Source organism: Paenarthrobacter sp. NPDC089675 (genome assembly GCF_044749185.1).
Lineage (GTDB): Bacteria > Actinomycetota > Actinomycetes > Actinomycetales > Micrococcaceae > Arthrobacter.
This window is the reverse complement of sequence record NZ_JBIVHM010000007.1, coordinates 157,866-177,708: the sequence shown is the minus strand read 5'-3', so window position 1 is coordinate 177,708 and position 19,843 is coordinate 157,866. Positions and strand designations below refer to the sequence as shown.

General features: G+C 64.6%; 18 protein-coding genes and 1 riboswitch. Of the genes, 14 read left to right on the top strand and 4 right to left on the bottom strand.

Annotated features, from left to right (window positions below):
• Positions 1-40: 40 nt before the first annotated feature.
• A complete protein-coding gene (locus ACIPY2_RS16050; RefSeq protein WP_400267377.1) occupies positions 41-679 on the bottom strand; it encodes a VOC family protein in 639 nt (212 codons plus the stop codon).
• Between the two features lie 173 nt (positions 680-852).
• Here ACIPY2_RS16050 and ACIPY2_RS16045 point away from each other — a divergent pair, with 173 nt between their 5' ends.
• A complete protein-coding gene (locus ACIPY2_RS16045) occupies positions 853-2,244 on the top strand; it encodes a bifunctional o-acetylhomoserine/o-acetylserine sulfhydrylase (RefSeq protein WP_400267445.1) in 1,392 nt (463 codons plus the stop codon).
• Between the two features lie 164 nt (positions 2,245-2,408).
• Positions 2,409-2,523: riboswitch (SAM riboswitch) on the top strand.
• A gap of 14 nt (positions 2,524-2,537) precedes the next feature.
• Positions 2,538-3,659 carry a homoserine O-acetyltransferase gene (locus ACIPY2_RS16040; RefSeq protein ID WP_400267376.1) on the top strand — a complete coding sequence of 374 codons (1,122 nt, stop codon included), beginning with the start codon at positions 2,538-2,540 and terminating at the stop codon, positions 3,657-3,659.
• A 35-nt stretch (positions 3,660-3,694) separates the two neighbouring features.
• On the opposite strand, the gene ACIPY2_RS16035 is transcribed toward ACIPY2_RS16040, so the two are convergent.
• On the bottom strand, positions 3,695-4,816 hold the full coding sequence (locus ACIPY2_RS16035) for a winged helix DNA-binding domain-containing protein (RefSeq protein ID WP_400267444.1): 1,122 nt from the start codon (positions 4,814-4,816) through the stop codon (positions 3,695-3,697).
• Positions 4,817-4,826: 10 nt separating this feature from the next.
• A complete protein-coding gene (locus ACIPY2_RS16030; RefSeq protein WP_400267375.1) occupies positions 4,827-5,708 on the bottom strand; it encodes an SGNH/GDSL hydrolase family protein in 882 nt (293 codons plus the stop codon).
• 77 nt (positions 5,709-5,785) lie between these two features.
• Between ACIPY2_RS16030 and ACIPY2_RS16025 the strand changes: the two genes are divergently transcribed.
• Positions 5,786-6,433, top strand: a complete 648-nt coding sequence (locus ACIPY2_RS16025) for an alpha/beta hydrolase (RefSeq protein WP_400267374.1) — start codon at positions 5,786-5,788, stop codon at positions 6,431-6,433.
• Here the strand turns inward: ACIPY2_RS16025 and ACIPY2_RS16020 are convergent.
• A complete protein-coding gene (locus ACIPY2_RS16020) occupies positions 6,430-6,660 on the bottom strand; it encodes an RNA-binding S4 domain-containing protein (protein ID WP_400267373.1) in 231 nt (76 codons plus the stop codon). The genes ACIPY2_RS16025 and ACIPY2_RS16020 overlap by 4 nt on opposite strands.
• 23 nt (positions 6,661-6,683) lie before the next feature.
• Here ACIPY2_RS16020 and ACIPY2_RS16015 point away from each other — a divergent pair, with 23 nt between their 5' ends.
• From ACIPY2_RS16015 to dnaG, 11 genes are all read left to right on the top strand, one after another.
• A complete protein-coding gene (locus ACIPY2_RS16015) occupies positions 6,684-7,688 on the top strand; it encodes a DMT family transporter (RefSeq protein WP_400267372.1) in 1,005 nt (334 codons plus the stop codon).
• Positions 7,689-7,766: 78 nt separating this feature from the next.
• Entirely contained in the window at positions 7,767-9,152 is a 1,386-nt protein-coding gene (locus ACIPY2_RS16010; RefSeq protein ID WP_400267371.1) for a glycine--tRNA ligase, read from the top strand.
• Between the two features lie 2 nt (positions 9,153-9,154).
• Positions 9,155-10,117 carry a GNAT family N-acetyltransferase gene (locus ACIPY2_RS16005; protein ID WP_400267370.1) on the top strand — a complete coding sequence of 321 codons (963 nt, stop codon included), beginning with the start codon at positions 9,155-9,157 and terminating at the stop codon, positions 10,115-10,117.
• A 72-nt stretch (positions 10,118-10,189) separates the two neighbouring features.
• Complete coding sequence (locus ACIPY2_RS16000; RefSeq protein WP_400267369.1) at positions 10,190-11,641, top strand: YibE/F family protein; 1,452 nt, start codon at positions 10,190-10,192, stop codon at positions 11,639-11,641.
• A 101-nt stretch (positions 11,642-11,742) separates the two neighbouring features.
• Positions 11,743-12,711 carry an ABC transporter ATP-binding protein gene (locus ACIPY2_RS15995; protein ID WP_400267368.1) on the top strand — a complete coding sequence of 323 codons (969 nt, stop codon included), beginning with the start codon at positions 11,743-11,745 and terminating at the stop codon, positions 12,709-12,711.
• Positions 12,708-13,484, top strand: a complete 777-nt coding sequence (locus tag ACIPY2_RS15990) for an ABC transporter permease (protein ID WP_400267367.1) — start codon at positions 12,708-12,710, stop codon at positions 13,482-13,484. Before ACIPY2_RS15995 ends, ACIPY2_RS15990 begins: the two co-directional genes overlap by 4 nt.
• 28 nt (positions 13,485-13,512) lie before the next feature.
• Positions 13,513-14,616 (top strand): sensor histidine kinase, encoded by a 1,104-nt coding sequence (locus ACIPY2_RS15985; protein WP_400267366.1) that lies wholly within the window; start codon positions 13,513-13,515, stop codon positions 14,614-14,616.
• Positions 14,613-15,224, top strand: a complete 612-nt coding sequence (locus tag ACIPY2_RS15980; RefSeq protein WP_400267365.1) for a response regulator — start codon at positions 14,613-14,615, stop codon at positions 15,222-15,224. Before ACIPY2_RS15985 ends, ACIPY2_RS15980 begins: the two co-directional genes overlap by 4 nt.
• Before the next feature lie 54 nt (positions 15,225-15,278).
• Positions 15,279-16,460, top strand: coding sequence for a tRNA dihydrouridine synthase DusB (dusB, locus tag ACIPY2_RS15975; RefSeq protein WP_400267364.1), 1,182 nt, complete (start codon positions 15,279-15,281; stop codon positions 16,458-16,460).
• Positions 16,461-16,524: 64 nt separating this feature from the next.
• Positions 16,525-17,841, top strand: a complete 1,317-nt coding sequence (locus ACIPY2_RS15970; protein ID WP_400267363.1) for a deoxyguanosinetriphosphate triphosphohydrolase — start codon at positions 16,525-16,527, stop codon at positions 17,839-17,841.
• Positions 17,842-17,891: 50 nt separating this feature from the next.
• Positions 17,892-19,778 (top strand): DNA primase, encoded by a 1,887-nt coding sequence (dnaG, locus tag ACIPY2_RS15965; RefSeq protein WP_400267362.1) that lies wholly within the window; start codon positions 17,892-17,894, stop codon positions 19,776-19,778.
• The last annotated feature ends 65 nt before the right edge of the window (positions 19,779-19,843 follow it).

Genomic DNA, 19,843 nt, shown 5'->3' with positions numbered 1-19,843 from the left:
TGGCACCCGCTGATGGCGGCCGAAGTTTATCCGGAGTGTGTCAGATGGTGACAGCTCCGGAGGCGGTCTCGAAAGTGACGGACATGATGCCGGGCGTGCCGTGGGGAGCCATCCACTGCACGGCAACGTCCTCCAGCGGCTTCTCAACGGGCTCACCCAGCCATTCAGTGACGCGTTCCGCCGAGCCTGCAATGGTGAGGCTGGACATCTTGACGTCGCTCTCGTAGACCTTGGACGGGTGCAGTGAGGGGTCGCCCTCCCACTTGAGCAAGTACGGCACTTGGGGGTCTGCGATCAGGCCGAGGATGCCGATTTGCTGCCACACGAGTTCGCGGCCGTCCGGGAACTTGCGGTTGCCGGGTACGGCGGAGCGGCCGAGGCGCTCTTCGAAGGGAGCGAGGTCGTCAACGGCGACGCACCAGCCCATCCATCCACCGCCGGCCGCCGAGCGTGCCCGGACTGCCTGGCCGAAGGGTGCCTTGTCCGAGGCAGGGTGGTCCAGGACCTCCACTACTTCAAGGTATTTGTTGTCCGCCAGGGGAATGATCATGTTCCGGGTGCCGAAGCGCGGGTGCACTCCACCCCGGACCGCGTCCACTCCCAGTGCTGCGGAAATTCGTTCGGTAGTGGCCAAGAGGCCATCTTTTTCACAAGCGTAAGAGACGTGATCCATGCGCATGGCTTCATCTTGGCACTTTGTGATTCGGGTCTCAGCTAAGTCAAGCCTAACCGAGGTGGGATGTTACCCAGGGGTCGCCGTCGAGGTCACGGGGGGACCAGCGGATGTCGCCGAAAGTCCCAAAAATACCGTCTTCGTCATAAAGCTGTGCAATACGCAGGCCGCTTCCTAGACTGGCCGCAGTTCGAAGCACTCACAATCCACCGAACCATGCGCGCTGCGCTGACGCAGCCGAGAAGGAGAATGCCATGTCCCAGGGATGGTCTTTCGAAACCCGACAGATCCACGCCGGCCAGGAGCCGGACGCCGCTACCGGAGCGCGGTCGCTGCCGATCTACCAGACCACGTCGTTCGTTTTCCCGAGTGCCGAGAGCGCAGCGAACCGCTTTGCCCTGGCCGAGCTTGCCCCCATCTACACCCGGATCGGCAACCCCACGCAGGACGCCGTCGAGCAGCGCATCGCGAGCCTCGAAGGAGGCCTTGGAGCATTGCTGCTCAGCTCCGGCCAGGCCGCTGAAACCTTCGCCATCCTCAACATCGCCGAAGCCGGCGACCACGTGGTGGCCAGCCCCAGCCTGTACGGCGGAACCTACAACCTCCTGGCCCACACGCTGAAGAAGTTCGGCATCTCCGTGACGTTCGTGGAGGATCCGGACAACCTTGAGCAGTGGCGGAACGCCGTCCAGCCGAACACCAAACTTTTCTTCGGCGAAGTTGTTTCCAACCCGCGCCAGGACGTTCTGGACATCGAGGGCATCGCCAACGTGGCGCATCAGGCCGGCGTGCCCCTGATCGTGGACAACACGCTCTCCACTCCATACCTGATCCGGCCCATTGAATGGGGCGCGGACATCGTGGTCCACTCGGCCACGAAGTACTTGGGTGGGCACGGTGCGGCGATTGCCGGTGTGATCGTGGATTCGGGAAACTTCGATTTCAGCCTGGACCCGGAGCGTTTCCCGAACTTCAATACCCCGGACCCCAGCTACAACGGGCTTGTCTACGCCCGGGATCTCGGCAAGGACGGCGCGCTTGGTGCCAACCTCTCCTACATCCTCAAGGCGCGCGTGCAGCTGTTGCGGGACCTCGGTTCGGCAGTCTCGCCGTTCAACGCCTTCCTCATCGCCCAGGGCCTGGAGACCCTGAGCCTGCGCGTCGAACGCCACGTTGCCAACGCCACCAAAGTGGCGGAATGGCTGGAAGCCCATGACGACGTCGAATCCGTCGCCTACGCCGGGCTGCCCTCCAGCCCCTGGTACGACCGCGGACGGAAGTATGGTCCCCGCGGCACCGGCGCCGTGGTTGCCTTCAACATCAAGGGTGGCGTCGAGGCGGGCAAGCGTTTCGTGGACGCCTTGGAGCTGCACTCGCACGTGGCCAACATCGGCGATGTCCGTTCGCTGGTCATCCACCCGGCGTCCACGACGCACAGCCAATTGAGCGTTGAGCAGCAGGCAGTGGCGGGAGTTACTCCCGGCCTGGTGCGGCTGGCCGTGGGAATCGAGCACATCGACGACATCATCGCCGACCTCGAGGCCGGCTTCCGCGCAGCCAAGGGCGCCTGACAGGTCCCCTTGCCGAGCCCTTGCGGGCGCCGCCCGGCCCTGACGATTATTCGCCGGGCGGCACCCGCGGGTGCTTCTTTCTGAACGAAGCAGCCCAAAACCGTCACACTGCTGTCACATTCTTCGCCAGAACAGCTGTGTTCTTCCTAAACTCTTAGTCATTAGGTCATGAGTGCCAGTGACAGCCCCGGCTTGCTGGCCGGCAACCCTCCTCCGCGGTGGGGTGCCCCGGGTGAGGACCTGGCCTGCCGCATGAAAGGCGGCGGGCAAGCGCGAGGTTAGGTGTCAAAGGAATGACCATTACTGCTACTGCCCTTCCCACATCGGAAGAAAAAGACGGAACCGTCAAGTACGCCCACATAGGCCCGCTCCAACTCGAAGCGGGCGGGTTCCTTCCCGACGTCGTGCTGGCCTACGAGACCTGGGGGCGGCTGAATGCAGACGCCTCGAACGCTGTCCTGGTTGAACACGCTTTGACGGGCAGCACCCATGTGGCCCGCGGTGCAACCGAGGAAGAGGGCTGGTGGGAGCAACTGGTGGGCCCGGGCGCCACCATCGATACCGATCGATTCTTTGTCATCTCCATCAACATCGTGGGTGGCTGCTACGGCAGCACCGGGCCATCGTCGCCGGCGCCGGATGGCCGGCCTTGGGGCTCGAGGTTCCCGCTGGTTACTTTGCGTGACACCACGGAGGCAGAATCACGCCTCGCCGATGCCCTCGGTATCCAGGCCTGGCACGCCGTCCTGGGCGGTTCCATGGGCGGCGCCCGTGCCCTTGAGTGGGCCGTGACGTTCCCCGAGCGGGTCAAGCACTGTGCCGTGGTTTCGGTAGGTGCGTACAGCACGGCGGAGCAGATCGCTTTCGCGCAGTCCCAGACCCTGGCCATCAGGCAGGATCCGAACTTCAACGGCGGCGACTATTACCACGGTGCCGCACCCGAGGCAGGACTGGCCCTGGCCCGGCGGATCGCCCACATCACGTACCGTTCGGCGCTGGAACTGGATTTCCGCTTTGGCAGGGAAGCGCAGCATCAGGAGACTCCGCTTGCCGCCGCGGTGCTGGGGGAACGAGGCCGTTACCAAGTGGAGAGCTACCTCGACCACCAAGGCACCAAATTGGTGCGGCGCTTCGACGCCAACAGCTACATCGCCATCACCGAGGCACTCATGAGCCACGATGTCACACGTGGTCGCGGCACCTTGGAGGAGGCCCTTGGCCGGGCAACCGCGGAGTTCTTCATTGCCGCAGTGGACTCGGACCGTTTGTATTTCCCTGCCCAATCCCGCGAACTGGCCGCAGCGCTGCCGGGAGAGGTGCCCGTGCATGTGATCGAGGCACCCATTGGCCACGACGGTTTCCTGACGGAAATCGGGCAGTTGTCTGCCCGCCTTCGTGAGGCCTTCTTCGCCTGAGCGGGGCCTCGGCCCGAGCTGACACTCACTGTGCCTCAGGCCAGCCTTGCCTCCACGCCCAGGAACCTGCCGTAGCGTCGGACCTCCGCGTTGAGGGCTGAGCGGACCGGGGGAGTGGTTGGCTCATTCATCCGCACGTCGAGTTCGCAGGCGCCCCCGGAAAACGTGTGGCGCCATGAGCCGGCCAGCCTGCCATCGAGCAGCACCACGTGCATGGGGCCGCCGTTCTCCGGAATGTACGGAGCCACGCCGCCAAGGTAATGCCTGGACTGCGAATAGCCCATGACGTACTCGTCATAGCACTGGATGAGGTCCACGCGCGGAGCCGAGGGATCCCGGAGATCCACGGTGCCGGCCGCGTCCGCTTCCAGAAAATACTCCAAGCCATCGATCGTCGCGGAGTGCAGCGCGCCAGGGGAGAGGTCATGGGCAACGGCCAGTCCGCGTTTCACATCCTTCATGGTCAGTCCCGACCATGCTGCGCAGTCCTTCACGGTGGCCGGTCCGCGGCTGCCGAAGTAGCGCAAGGCCAGCCGGCCCAATGCGTGGTCGCGTTCGGCTTCATCAAGGGTCGGGGGACCGGGCGCCGGCACACGCTCTTCGAAAAGGGCGTAGGTCTGTTTGAGGGCGCCTGCGGCTGAACGAACCGGCGTTCCGCTGACCAGGATCCGGCTGATTTCCGCGTGCATCAGGTGGTAGACAAGCCCAAGGCCTTTGGCCGGGAATCCAGCCTGCTCGAGGACTACCGCCAGTTCCTCGCGGGTCTTGTGGGCTCCACCGGCAACGGCCCCGGCAAGGACGGCGCCGCTGCGTGCAGCGGAGTCCTCGTCCACTCCGGTCTGCCGGTACATACCTTTGTTTCCCTGGTGCAGTCGCTGGGCGGACAGCGCCATCAACCAGCCAAGGTCTTCCCTGTGCACAAAGTGCCAGGTGGGCCGGAGGATATGCGTCCGCAAGATGGTTCCGTCGGCTACCAGCTGTTCCACGTCGGCGGCTTTTGTGTCCGGAGCCCGCTGGGCCAACGACCAGCGGGCATACGGAAACTCCTGGGCCTGGACTGCCAGCAGGTTCCTGGCCGCGTCGGCGGCAGACCCGGCGAAGGGCGCCCGGAGTTGTTGACGGGCGAGCCTGACCTTTACTACTTCGCCGGGCTGCAAGGCGCTCACGCTAGCCGCGGGGCAGGCCGGTGACGTTCGGGCCGAAGACGGGTCCCGGCGTCGGGCGTTTGGGTGTGATGCCGTCGCCGGAGGATTGGTGCCGCAACCGCCGGATCACCCACGGGACAAAGTATTCGCGTGCCCAAACAAAGTCCGAGGAACGCGCTTCGCGCCAGGTGCGCGGAGGCAAGGGTTTGGGGACCAGCGGCTCCAAGGTATGCGGTACGTTCAGCGCTTCCAGGACCATCATGGCGATGGTGTGGTGGCCCAGGGGCGAGAAGTGGAGCCGGTCCTCGTCCCACATCTGCGGATCGGCGAGCTGCCGGAGCGACCACATGTCGGCGACGATTGCGTCGTGCCGGGCAGCAACCGTCCGCAGGTTTTCGTTGTAGATGGCCACCTTTCCACGGATCCGGCCCAGGACGGAAGATGCGGTGTCCGGCCCGTTGAACAGGACCACCGTTGCACCACCCGAGCTGAGCTCCTGCACGGCCGCGTCCAGTTTTTCCGCCAAAACGTCGGGGTCTCCGCCGGGACGGATGAGGTCGTTGCCGCCGGCGGAGATGGACACGAGATCCGGCTGGAGCTCCAGGCACGGGCCCACTTGTTCGTCCACGATCTGCTGCAGCAGGCGCCCCCTGATGGCGAGGTTGGCGTACGCGAAGTCGTCGTGGCCGCGTCCAAGCTCTTCGGCCACGCGGTCGGCCCAGCCGCGGTAACCTCCCGGGTTCTGCGGTTCGGGATCGCCGATACCTTCGGTGAAGGAGTCACCCAGGGCTACGTAGCGGCTCCAGGGGTGCGTTTGGAGTGGGCCGGGCACTTGACTGCCGTGGCTGGAAACTTTGCTGCCGGGGCCGGGGACGGGCTCGCCCGGCGTCACCAATGAACTCATTCTTCCTATCCTGCCTCGCGACACCGAACCTACGCGACCGTAGGTTGTTACCCGCGGGTAACTGCAAGAATAGACCCATGACTGAAGCCGTTGCATTCCCCGCGCCCGTTGTCCTGTGGTCCCATGAAGAAGCTGAACGGGCGGGCAAGCCGCTCCTGGTCCTGCTGCACGGATACGGCTCCAACGAGGACGATCTCTTCAGCCTCGCCGGCCTGCTGCCCGCGGATTTCGTGGTGGCTTCCCTGCGTGCGCCGATGCCCATGGGTCCCGGCTTCACGTGGTTCCCGCTGACCGCCTCCATCGACTACTCGCTTGATGCCGTCAAACTTGCCGCAGAGTATGCGTTGGAGTGGCTCGATACGGTGAAGGCAAACCATTCCTCGGTGACCCTGCTGGGCTTCTCCATGGGCATGGCCATGGCTACCACCATGCTGCGCTACCGGCCCGCCGACTTCGCCGCCGTCGTCGGGCTTTCAGGTTTTGTGGTCGACGCCGGCGCTGACGCCGCCTTCCGTGACGCCGAACTGGATGGCTCGGTCCCGCTGTTCTGGGGCCGCGACCAGCAGGATCCCGTGATCACGCCGGACAAGATCGAATACACCATGGGCTGGGTCCGCAAGCACGTTGACCTGACCAAGGTGCTCTACACGGGCATGTGGCACGGGATCAACCAGCAGGAGATCGGCCATGTGGGCGAATTCCTTACCCACAAGGTACTGGGCTAGCCGTTGCCGGCAATCCGGACGGTCTGACCGTTGACCGTGACGGTATCGCCCGGGTGGAGCTGGCGGCCGCGTCGTTCCTCAATGTCATCGTTGACCTTGACCAGCCCGTTCTTGATGAGGTCCGTTGCCTCGACCCCGTCCTCCACCAGGTTGGCCAGCTTCAGCAATTGGCCGAGGCGGATCATGTCGTCGCGGATTGGGATCTCTTCGATTTCGGGGTTGCTCATACAGCAATGATGCCTGAAGTAGTGTGGTGACAGTGCCGCAACCTTCCCGTCGTTCCAACCTTCCGCTTGCCCTTGGGCTGCCCCTGGCCATCCTCACGGGACTCGTGCTCCCGGTTCAAGGACGCATCAATGGGGCACTCGCGGCCAAAGTGAACGACGGCATCACCGCTTCCGTGGTGAGTTTTACCACGGGGCTGGTGGTGATCGCCGCAATATCCCTCGCAACACCAAGGGGGCGGGCAGGCCTGCAGCGCATAGTTCCTGCAGTCCGCAACCGCAGCTTCCCGCCCTTCTATGTCATGGCCGGTGCCGTGGGAGCGTTCTTCGTCTTTGCCCAGTCCTACACCGTGGCGCTTTTGGGCGTGGCGTTGTTCACCGTCGCGACCGTCACCGGACAGACCCTCAGCGGCCTCCTCGTGGACCGTTTGGGGATAGCCCCCGGCGGGAAGCGTTCCGTTACGGGCATGCGGGTGCTGGGGAGCGTCCTCACCGTTGCTGCCGTCGCCTGGGCCGTCTCGCCGCGCTTTAGTGGCGTGTCCGACGTCGGAACCCTGGTTTTGCCGGTGGTCCTGCCTCTCTTGGCGGGTTTCCTGATGAGCTTCCAACAAGCCATGAACGGAACCGCCACCGTCCACTACGGCACGCCCATTGCGGCGACGCTGGTCAACTTCCTGGCCGGTTCGGTGGTGCTCTGGCTCGCCTGGCTGCTGAAAGCGGCGGTGGCGGGGGTTGGAAATCCGTTGCCCGGGGAGCTTTGGTACTACCTCGGTGGACCGCTGGGCTGCGTGGCGATCGGGCTGGCGGCCCTGCTGGTCCGCAGTCTCGGGGTTCTGGTCACGGGCCTTGGCATGATCGCCGGCCAGCTGATCGGTTCCCTGGCGCTCGACGTCGTGATCCCCGCTCCCGGGACGGTGGTCGCCTTGCCCACGGTGCTGGGTACGTTGCTGACGCTCGCGGCAATCGTCCTGGCCACACTTCCATGGCCGAAAGGCTCCTTCGCCGGAAAGTCGGCAGGCAAAGGCCGGTAGGCTAGGACACGCAGCTTCCTGCACAGATCAAACCACCGCGGACCGCACCCAGCGGCCCTGTAGAAATATGGAGTACCCATGGCAGCAAAATCCGTCCTCGACCAGGTCATTTCCCTCTCCAAGCGGAGGGGATTCGTGTTCCAGGCCGGTGAAATCTATGGTGGCTCCCGCTCCGCGTGGGACTACGGACCCCTCGGCGCCGAACTGAAGGAAAACATCAAGCGCCAGTGGTGGCAGAGCGTGGTCCGTGGCCGCGAAGACGTGGTGGGCTTGGATTCCTCCGTGATCCTGCCCCGCCAGGTCTGGGAAGCTTCCGGCCACGTCGAGGTCTTCTCCGACCCCCTGGTTGAGTGCCTTTCCTGCCACAAGCGCTACCGCGCCGACCACCTCGAGGAAGAATACGAGGAAAAGAAGGGCCGTCCTGCCGAGCATGGCCTCGCGGACATCGCTTGCGCCAACTGCGGCACCCGCGGCCAGTGGACCGAGCCGCAGGAGTTCTCCGGCCTCCTCAAGACTTTCCTCGGCCCCGTTGCCAGCGAGGAAGGCCTGCACTACCTGCGTCCCGAGACCGCCCAGGGCATCTTTGTGAACTTCAACAATGTGCTCACCACCTCGCGGAAGAAGCCGCCCTTCGGCATCGGCCAGATCGGCAAGTCCTTCCGTAACGAGATCACGCCTGGCAACTTCATCTTCCGTACCCGCGAGTTCGAACAGATGGAGATGGAGTTCTTTGTCGAGCCCGGTACGGACGAGGAATGGCACCAGTACTGGATGAAGGAGCGCATGGCCTGGTACACCGGCCTGGGCATCCGTGAAGAGAACCTGCGCTTCTTCGAGCACCCGCAGGAAAAGCTGAGCCACTACTCCAAGGGCACCACGGACATCGAATACCGCTTCGGGTTCCAGGGCTCCGAGTGGGGAGAGCTTGAAGGCATCGCCAACCGCACGGACTTCGACCTCTCCACGCACGCCAAGGCCTCCGGCACGGACCTGAGCTACTTCAACCAGGCCACCAACGAGCGCTACACGCCGTACGTGATCGAACCCGCCGCCGGCCTGACCCGCTCCTTCATGGCGTTCCTGATCGATGCGTACACCGAGGACGAGGCACCCAACGCCAAGGGCGGCGTCGACGTCCGAACCGTACTGAAGCTCGACCCGCGACTGGCCCCGGTCAAGGCCGCAGTCCTGCCGTTGAGCCGCAACGAGGACCTGTCCCCGAAGGCCAAGGCTCTCGGCGCCCAGCTGCGCAAGAACTGGAATATCGACTTTGACGACGCCGGTGCGATCGGCCGCCGCTACCGTCGCCAGGACGAAATCGGTACTCCGTTCTGCATCACCGTTGACTTCGATACCCTCGAAGACCAGGCCGTGACCATCCGTGAGCGCGACACCATGAGCCAGGAACGCGTGTCCCTGGACAAGGTGGAAGGCTACTTGGCAGCCCGACTGATCGGCGCCTAGCAGTGGCCCTGGAATACCGTGAATGGAAGGAAGGCGACGACCTCGCCCTCCTGGAAATCTGGGGAGACCCGGAGACACTTCCGGCCGAACAGTTCCGTGCTGCGCTGGCCCCGTCAAGCAACCAGCCGTGGCGTCGGTGCATTGTGGCCGAGGACGTGGTGGACGGTGTCCGCATTCCCGTGGCCGCTGGAGTGGTCCATGAGGCTTCCTTGCATCCGGAACGCCTGTGGGCCTACATCGAGGTTGCCAAGGACCACCGCCGCAGTGGGATCGGGGCTACGCTCCTGACCATGTTGCGCCGCGAAGCCGGGAACTCGCCGTCGGGCGTTTCAGCGCTCCGCAGCAAAGTGGAGCCCGGTACGGCCGGGGCTGCCTTCGCCGAGGTGGCGGGTCTTTCACCGATCCAGCGTTCGCAGTTGGTCGTGGTGGAGCCGGAGCCGTTGAAGTTGCCGAGGTTCGGCGACGGATCCGAGGAAGCCGCTTCCGAGCGGGTTGAGGACCTGGCCACCGGTTCGGTGGAACTGAGCGATGTGGTGGGACGCTATTACTCCGCCGTGCACCACTGGGATAGCCCGGGTGAGCTCAGCATCGCCACGGTGCAAAGGTTGTTCCTGCACGACCTCACGGGAGCGCACGGCGCCATTGTGCTGCGCGCGCCCAAGGAGAGTGCTTTCGGTGCCGGTGTTCCGGCGTCGAAAAAGGGAAAGATCCAGGCATTTGCCATCAGCTACGCGCAGGGAAACTCCGAGGAGCCTTCCGACGTGTTCCTTGGGCATGATCCCGCCTTGGGCACGGAAGAAGCGGAATCCGCTCTTAGGGACCTGTTGGCACTCATCGCCTACCAGCACCCGGTGCTCTTGGAAGTGGATGAGTCGATGGTGGCACTGCGCGGCGTACTGAAGCCCCTGCTCGAGTCAGGAAAGGCGCATGTGCGCGACGCCGACACCTTGATTGTCAGCGACTGAACCGCACTGCGGGTTGGACGTCGGTGACCGTGGTTTGGCCACGTAGGGTTGAAGCATGAGGTTTTGCTGCTGATGGGCCACGGTCACTCCCACACCGACGTCGCCGAGCCGACTCCGCAGGCAGTTGCATCCCGCAAGCGGGCCAACTGGCTGCTCGCTGCCGTGCTGGTCCCGCTGGGCGTCCTGACCATTGTGGCCATGATGCTGATGTGGCCCTCGGGCAGCCGTGAAGGGATCTCTTTCGCGAGTCCTTACCAGGCTGCCCCGGGCGTCACCTTCGATACCGGCAAGATCCAGCGGGTAGTCCAGGAGAGCTGCACCCAGACGGGCCAATCGGACGCAGGCCAACCCGATGCAGGCCAATCAGCCACAGGAAGCGCGCAAGGCGGTTCCGAATGCACCTTCGCCTTCACCGAACCGGACAAGGGCGGCGAACCCGTCAAGGTAGTCATCAACCCTGACGTCGCTAAGTCCCACGGCGTCGATGTGGGGGACTCCATCCGGTACCTGAACCTTTCGGGTGTCCAGGGTGCTTCGGCCGGCAACGGGTCACCGTCATACGTCTTCGTCGATTTCGTGCGCAATGTCCCCATGGCCCTTTTGGCCGTCCTCTATGCGGTGGTGGTCATCGCAGTGGCCCGCTGGCGCGGTTTCAGGGCGCTCTTGGGCTTGGTGGGCGCCTACGCAGTCCTGGTCAGTTTCATCCTGCCCGGGCTGGTGGAAGGCAAGCCGCCGCTCCTTCTGGCCCTCGTGGGCTCAACAGTGATCATGATCGGGGTGCTCTACTTCGCCCACGGCTTTTCCGCGCGGACGTCCACGGCTTTGTTGGGCACGATCTTCGGCCTGGGCATCACTGCGTTGCTCGCCGCGTGGGCTACCGACGCCGCCAACCTGGCGGGCGTGGGGAACCACGATGCCGCAACGCTGATCAATATGTCGGACAAGATTTCCATCTCCGGAATCATCCTGTGCGGGCTGATCATTTCCGGTCTGGGCGTCCTCAACGACGTCACCATCACCCAGTCCTCCGCTGTGTGGGAGCTCTATGAGCTGGCCCCCGAGACGAGCGCAAGGAAGCTGTTCACCTCAGCCATGAGGATCGGGCGTGACCACATAGCTTCCACCGTCTACACAATCGCCTTTGCGTACGCCGGCGCCGCGCTGCCCATCCTCATCATCGTAATGCTCTACGACCGCCCGCTTGCCGAAGCACTGACCAGCGCCGAACTGTCCGAGGAAGTCATCCGCACCCTGGTTGGCTCCATCGGCCTGGTCCTCGCAATCCCGGTGACTACATTCATAGCGGTGCTCGTCGTCAAGGCAACGGGCCTGAAACGCGCGAACGGACCTTCCAGGGTAGCTCCCGACGACGTCGACGATACCGGCGCGCTCGCGGCCGCTGCCGCCGTCGTTGGTTCCGAAACGGACCGGGGGTACGGCGGTAGCCCGAACCGGCCCGCCGTAGCTCCACGGCCGGGAAGCCGCCGCGCCCGGCGGGAAGCCGAACGTGGCAACAGCGACTGATCATGACATTTGTCATCCACCACGGATGACAGCTGATAGGGGACGCCCAGCCGGTTAAGGGCTTCACTGGTAGTAACAGAAATCCACTTCCAGGGAGAGCGATGACAACCGCAGGCGTACCGGCCGTCCATGCCACCGGACTTCATAAGAGTTTTGGAAAGGTCCACGCGGTCCGTGGCTTGGACCTGACCGTGCAGCAAGGCGAGGTGGTGGCGTTCCTCGGACCCAACGGCGCGGGGAAGACCACCACCATCGATATGATCCTGGGGCTCAGCACTCCGGACCGGGGTGAAGTGTCCATCTTTGGGCACACGCCTCGCGGCGCGATCGCCCGTGGACAGGTAGCAGCAGTCATGCAGACCGGTGGCCTGCTCCGGGACATCAGCGTCCGAGAAACCGTACAGCTGACCGCAGCGATGTTCGAATCCTCAAGGCCGGTGGATGAAGTACTGAAACGCGCAGGCATCCAGGACATCGCCGATCGCCGGGTGGAGAAATGCTCGGGCGGCCAGCAACAGAGGCTGCGCTTCGCCATGGCGCTCGTGTCCGATCCCGGCCTTCTCATACTCGACGAACCAACCACCGGGATGGATGTTGCCGGACGCCGCGATTTCTGGTCCGCCATCCGCGCCGACGCCACGAAGGGCCGGACGGTCATTTTCGCGACCCATTACCTGGAAGAAGCCGACGCTTACGCCGACCGGATTGTCCTGGTCCGGCAAGGAACCATCGTGGCCGACGGGACCGCGGCCCAGATCAAGAACCTGGCGTCCGGCCGGACCGTGAAGGCATCCCTCCCGCAGGAAGATCAGGGGCTGCTTGCTTCACTCCCGCCAGCGGACGCCGTGGAGTTCGACGGCGGCCGCGTCACCGTCCGTACGTCCGACTCGGATTCAGTGGTCCGGTTCCTCCTCAACAACACCCGGGCCCACGATCTCGAAGTGGTGGCCAACAATCTGGAAGAAGCCTTCGTGGCGCTCACTGGCGATGAACGGCCAGGCCCTGCGCCCCTTGACGGCGGCGTCGGCGAAAACAGGGTATCCCGCGCATTCGAAGGAGACCGGGCATGAGTCAGGCAACGGCGATCCAGGATCGGAAACCTTCGGCCGGCGGCGTCAACGCCACCTTCCTCTGGATAGAGATAAAACGGATGCTCCGCAATCGCAGGACCGTCACGTTCACGGTCCTGATGCCGGCCATCTTCTTCTTCATCTTCGGCCTGTCCAACAAGAACCAACACCTGCCCAACGGGCACAGCTACGGCCAGTACATCCTCATCAGCCTGACGGTCTACGCGGCCATGACCGCGGCCACAGGCGCAGGCAGCCAGGTCGCGGTTGAACGCGCACAGGGCTGGAGCAGGCAGCTTCGGCTCACTCCGCTCCTTCCCGGTGCCTACATCGCAGTCAAGGCAGCGGCGGCGCTCACCCTGTCCTTGGTAGCCGTAGTGGCGCAGTTCATCATAGGTGCGATCGCGGGTGTGACCATGGACGTGCAGACCTGGATGACGGCGGGAATCGTTGCCTGGCTGGGATCACTGGTCTTCGCCGCCTTGGGACTGTTCGTTGGCTACCTGATGCCCAGCCAGAACGTCATGCAGATCCTTGGCCCTGTGCTGGCCATCTTGGCCATGCTGGGAGGGCTCTTCATGCCGATCGAGATCATGGGGGATACGTTTGGGCAGATCGCCAAGTTCACTCCCGCCTACGGGATCGGCCAACTGGCCCGAAGCCCCATCACCGGCGAGTTCGATGCCATGTGGATCGTGAACGTGCTGGCATGGCTGGCGATCTTTGTGGGCGGGGCAGCCATGGCCTTCCGTCGCGACACCAACCGCGTCTGAGCTGCCCCGCGTGACTAAGGTGGGAGCCATGAGCAGCCCGTCCCTGTGGGAAACCCTCCGAGGTCCGGGTCCCCGGCGTTGGTTCCTCGGGGCAGGCTTGTCCATCATGCTGTGGGCGTGGCCCACCTGGAATCTGGTGTGGTCCGTGGATGAGCCGGCAGCCTGGAAGGTGTTGGCTTCGGCGTCCCTGGTGGCGTTCTTCGCAGCTTATGCGGTCCTGCCCATGATCAGCCGCAGACGGGATGCCCGGACCGGATTGGTGTGCGTTGCGATCCTCCTGGCGCTGAACGGACTCGTCATCCTGCTGGTGGGCAGGGAGGCGCTGTGGACGTGGCCATTCCTGGCCTGCGCCATTGGGATGACCACGCTGCCATCGCGCGTGGATTTCGCGCTGATCATGGCGCTTTCCGGGATCTCCCTGGCCTCGGAGCTGGCTGAAGGAAACCACGAGCAGGCAATCTTCCAGCCGGCGCTCATCTTGTCCCTCGGCTTTATGATGTCCTCGTTCGCCCGGCTCATCCGGCAGACGGCGGAGCTACGCGCGGCGCAAACGGGATTGGCTGATGCCGCCGTGGCAGCCGAACGGAGCAGGGTCGCCCGGGACATGCACGACATCCTGGGCCATTCCCTGACAGTCATCGCCGTAAAGGCCGAACTGGCGGGCCGTATGCTCGAGACTCCAGCAGGCGCGGACCGCGCGGCGAGGGAGATCGCCGATGTCCAGGACCTCGCCCGCGGCGCCCTGGCGGACGTTCGGGCCACTGTCGCGGGGTATCGCGGGGTCAATGTCCTGGCCGAACTTGCCGCCGCCCGGACTGCCTTGGAATCGGCAGGAATTGCAGCGGAACTGCCCTCCACTTCCGAGGAAGTTCCGGCGCGGCACCGCGAGCTTTTCGGCTGGGTGCTGCGCGAAGGGATCACCAATGTGGTCCGCCATTCGGAAGCCGGCCATTGCAGGGTCAGGTTGAGTGCCTCAAGGGTCCAGGTGGAGGACGACGGCGTTGGGCCGGGTTCCGGGCGCGGGTCCGGTAATGGACTGGCCGGGATCCGCGAAAGGGTGGAGGCCGCCGGCGGGACGGTGACCATCGGTTCGAGTGACCTGGGAGGGTTCAGTTTGGCGGTTGAGGTATGACGATCCGATTGGTGATCGCAGACGACCAGGCGTTGGTCAGGGGAGCGCTCGTTGCTTTGCTCGGGCTTGAGCACGACATCGAGGTGGTGGCCGAACTTGGCGATGGCACCGGTGTGGCGGCGGCTGTTGTGCAGCATTCGGCCGACGTCGCCATGCTGGATGTCGAAATGCCCGGCTTGGACGGGATCAGTGCCGCCGCCCAGGTGCGCGAAGCTGCACCGTCCTGCAAGGTGCTGATGGTGACCACTTTTGGCAGGCCGGGCTACCTCAAGCTGGCCATGCGTGCCGGGGCGTCCGGCTTCGTGGTCAAGGACACCCCTGCGCGGCAGCTTGCTGAGGCCGTTCGCAGGGTACACCAGGGGCTCCGCGTGGTTGACCCAGGGCTGGCAGCCGAGTCCTTGACGTCAGGGGACAGCCCGTTGACCGAGCGTGAAACCGAGGTGCTGAGGGCAGCGGCCGACGGCGGTACCGTGGCCGATATTGCCAAGGCTGCCTTCCTGTCCGAGGGGACCGTGCGCAACTATCTTTCAGCAGCCATGGCAAAGACAGGCGGCCGGACGCGCGCCGAGGCTGTCCGGATCGCCGGAGAGAACGGGTGGCTGTTGTAGCTGGGGCCCTGGCCGCGAAACCGCCGATTTGCCCTGATTTGCAACAATGGATGGGTGACTGTAGTAGCAACGCCTCCCACTCCCAAGCTTGAGCTGCCGCCCCTGAAGCTCGGCGGGATCACCGTGGACACCCCGGTGATCCTTGCCCCCATGGCCGGTATTACCAACTCTGCCTTCCGCAGGCTGTGCCGTGAATACGGTGGCGGCCTGTACGTGGCCGAGATGGTGACGTCCCGTGCCCTGGTGGAACGGACGCCGGAATCGCTGCGCATCATTTCGCACGACGACGACGAGAAAGTCCGGTCCGTGCAGCTCTACGGCGTCGATCCCAAGACGGTGGGCGCGGCAGTCCGCATGCTCGTCGAAGAGGACCGCGCCGATCACATCGACCTCAACTTTGGTTGCCCCGTGCCGAAGGTCACGCGCCGCGGTGGAGGCTCAGCCCTGCCCTGGAAGATCGACCTCTTCACCTCGATCGTCCAGACCGCCGTCAAGGAAGCCTCCAAGGGTGGCATCCCGCTGACCATCAAGATGCGCAAGGGCATCGACGAGGACCACCTGACGTACCTCGACGCAGGCCGCATTGCCCGCGATTCCGGGGTTGCCGCCGTCGCCCTCCACGGTCGGACGGCCGCGCAGTTCTATTCGGGCCAGGCGGACTGGTCCGCAATCGCACGCCTGCGCGAGGCACTCCCGGACATCCCCGTCCTGGGTAACGGCGATATCTGGTCCGCCGAGGATGCCGTCCGCATGGTCCGGGAGACCGGCGTCGACGGCGTGGTGGTGGGCCGCGGCTGCCAAGGCCGCCCTTGGCTTTTCGGCGATCTTCAGGCTGCCTTCGAGGGCAAGGACGAACGTCACCGCCCTGGGCTGCGTGAGGTTGCCGAAGGCGTCTACCGGCACGCCGAGCTCATGGTGGAGACGTTCGGGAACGACGAATACAAGGCGCTCCGCGAGATCCGCAAGCACATGGCCTGGTACTTCAAAGGCTATGTGGTGGGCGGGGAGCTGCGCGCCAAACTCGCCACGGTGCCCACCTTGGAAGTCCTGCGTGGACTGCTTGAGGAACTGGACCTTGAACTGCCGTACCCCGGCGTTGATTCCGAAGGTCCCCGTGGCCGGGCCGGTTCACCGAAACGGCCCGCGCTCCCCAAGGACTGGTTGGACAGCCGTCAGCTGAACGCCGAACAAAGCGCCGATATTGCGGCGGCGGAGCTGGACGTTTCGGGAGGCTAGGTTCGTACGTGCAAGACTGGCTCAAGAAGCACCACACCCCGGCGCTTGAAGGAGGCAGATAGCCATGGGAACCGAAGCGACCATCGGCCGTACCGGCACCGCACACGACTACGTGCAGGCGATCCCCGGTTATACGGAAGCGGACTCCGCACGGTGGGTCGAAGAGCCGCGCAAGAACACGTACCGCTCGGACTTCGAACGGGACAGGGCACGCGTACTGCATTCCTCGGCTTTGCGCCGTTTGGGTGCCAAGACGCAGGTTGTGGCACCGGACACGGACGACTTTGTCCGCACCCGCCTGACCCACAGCCTCGAAGTTGCCCAGGTGGGACGCGAGCTTGGCCGTTTCCTAGGGTGCGATCCCGACGTGGTGGACACTGCCTGCCTGAGCCACGATCTCGGTCATCCGCCGTTTGGCCACAACGGCGAGTCTGCGCTGAATGAAGTCGCCCATGCCATTGGAGGCTTCGAGGGCAACGCCCAGACCCTGCGCCTGCTCACCCGCCTCGAACCGAAAGTCCTGACCGAAGACGGCCGGCCGGCAGGGCTGAACCTTACCCGAGCCAGCCTCGACGCCGCATCGAAGTACCCTTGGTCCGCCCTCGACGCTCCCGTGATCCATGGGCACCGGACCAGCAAGTTCGGCGCCTACGAGGACGACCTTCCGGTTTTCGAATGGCTCCGCGAGGGCGCTCCCGGCAACCGTTCCTGCATAGAAGCCCAGGTCATGGACCTGGCGGACGACATCTCCTATTCGGTCCACGACGTGGAGGACGCAATCGTCGCAGGCCACTTCCAGTTGAAGTGGATGGAGAACCCCGACCATCGTGCCCGCGTTGTCGGCTACACCAAGCAGTGGTACCTCCCTCATAACGAACCGGCGGAGATCGATGCTGCCTTGGCCCGGCTTGAGGCCACCAAAGTGTGGGTGCGCGAAGCTGACGGCAGCCGCAAGTCCATGGCCGCACTCAAGGACATGACGAGCCAGCTGATCGGCCGGTTCTGCCAGAGCGCCATGGAGACCACCCGTGCACACTTCGGCCCGGCCAACCTGACCCGCTACAGCGCCGAACTCATGGTGCCGGAGGAGACCGTCACGGAGATCGCCGTGCTCAAGGGACTGGCCACCACGTTCGTGATCTCCACCGACCACCGCCAGCCCGTGTACGAGCGGCAACGCGAACTCCTGCACGCCCTCGTCGGCGTACTTAACGCCACGGGCGACCGTCACCTTGAGCCGATGTTCGCCGCAGACTGGCGTGCCGCCGTCGACGACGGTGCCCGCCTGCGGGTGGTGATCGACCAGGTGGCCTCGCTCACGGACGGGTCCGCGCTGGCGATGTACGAGCGCTTGGTGGGCAGCCTGCCGTCACTGTGGTAGGCGATTGGCGCTGTGGAAAGCAACGCTGTGGAAAGCAATAGGATGGTCCAGTGGCCGGCCTGATCAAACGCGAAGACATCGACGAAGTACGCCAACGGACGGACATCAAGGAAGTAGTCGATGGCTACGTCACGCTCAAAAGCGCGGGCCTCGGCAGCTTCAAGGGCTTGTGCCCCTTCCACGACGAGCGTTCGCCCTCCTTCACCGTCCGTCCGCAGGTGGGCAGGTACCACTGCTTCGGTTGCGGGGAAGACGGCGATGCCATCTCGTTCATCCAGAAGATGGACCACAGTTCCTTCCATGAGGCCGTGGAGAAGCTCGCCGCGCGGATCGGTTACGAACTTCGGTATGAAGACGGCGGTACAGGCCCCAGCCGCGAAGAAGTGGGCAAGCGCCAGCGCCTCCTGGACGCCCATAAGATCGCCGATGAGTTCTTCCGCGCCCAATTGCTGACACCCGGGGCCGCCGAGGCCCGCAACTTCCTGGACGGCCGTGGCTTTGACCGCGCTGCAGCTGAGCATTTCGCCGTGGGCTACGCTCCGCAGGGCTGGGACTCGCTGCTCAAGCACCTGCGGGGGCGTGGTTTTACGGATGCCGAGTTGAAGCTGACGGGCATGTTTTCCGAAGGCAACCGGGGAATCTACGACCGTTTCCGCGGCCGGCTCATCTGGCCCATCCGGGACATCGCCGGAGACACCATCGGTTTCGGCGCCCGCAAGCTCTACGAGGATGACCAAGGCCCCAAATACCTCAACACACCCGAGACCACGCTCTACAAGAAATCCCAGGTGCTCTACGGCATCGACCTCGCCAAAAGGAACATTGCCAAAGAACGCCAGTTGGTAGTGGTTGAGGGCTACACCGACGTCATGGCTTGCCACCTGGCCGGAGTCACGACGGCGGTAGCCACTTGTGGAACCGCGTTCGGCACCGAGCACATCAAGATTGCCCGGCGGCTGCTCTCGGACGACGGCAGCGGGGGAGAGGTGGTGTTCACCTTCGACGGCGACGAGGCAGGCCAGAAGGCGGCCCTCCGGGCCTTCGAGGAAGACCAGCGCTTCGTGGCCCAGACCTATGTGGCCGTGGAACCCACCGGGGCCGATCCCTGTGATCTTCGCCAACTCAAAGGTGATCCTGCCGTGCGCGAGCTCATCGCGAGCCGCAAACCCCTTTTCGAATTCGCCATCCGCGCGTCACTGCGCAAGCACAACCTGGACACCGTGGAAGGCCGGGTGGCCGCCCTTCGCGAGGCCGCCCCCGTGGTGGCGCAGATCCGCGATTCGGGCATCAGGCCGGCCTACACGCGCGAGCTCGCCGGATGGCTGGGCATGCCCATCGAGGAAGTCAGCCGCTACGTCGGTGCAGCGGCCAAGCGGGCAGCTTCCGGAGGCAGCCCGTCGGCCGCGCCGGAACAACAGACCGCAACGGCGGAAGCACCGCCGTCGAACGGTCCGGCTTTCCACCGTCCCGACCCCCGCGACCCGGTGGCGGGCATGGAGCGGCAGGCGCTTGAGGTGGTGCTCCAGGAACCTGGCGTGCTGGGTGACGGGAACTGGGAACGGTTCGAGGCCTCCTACTTCGCCACCCCGGCCTACGCCGCCCTCCACGCTGCCATCAGGGCCACGGGCGTTGCCCAGGCGGCCGATCCTGTGTCCTGGGTGGAGAAAGTGCGCCAGGAGGTTCCGGAGCCGCTCCGCCCATTGGTGTCCGAACTCGCCGTCACTCCTTTGCCGGCAAGTACGCCGGAAGCCATGCAGCGCTATTGCCGCGATATCCTCGCCAGGCTTTTTGAACTGCAGATCACCCGGATCAAGGCAGACAAGATGGGGCAGCTGCAGCGACTGGACGCCGCTGCGCATCCCGAGGAATTCCAAAGGCTGAACCGTGAGCTCATGCAGCTCGAAATGCAGCGCAGGGCGCTCCGTTCCGAGTCCTGAGCGGCTTCCGGGCCCGGCAACGGAGGCCGGAATCGCCCGATTTCGCTTTTCGTCCCGGCCCTGTT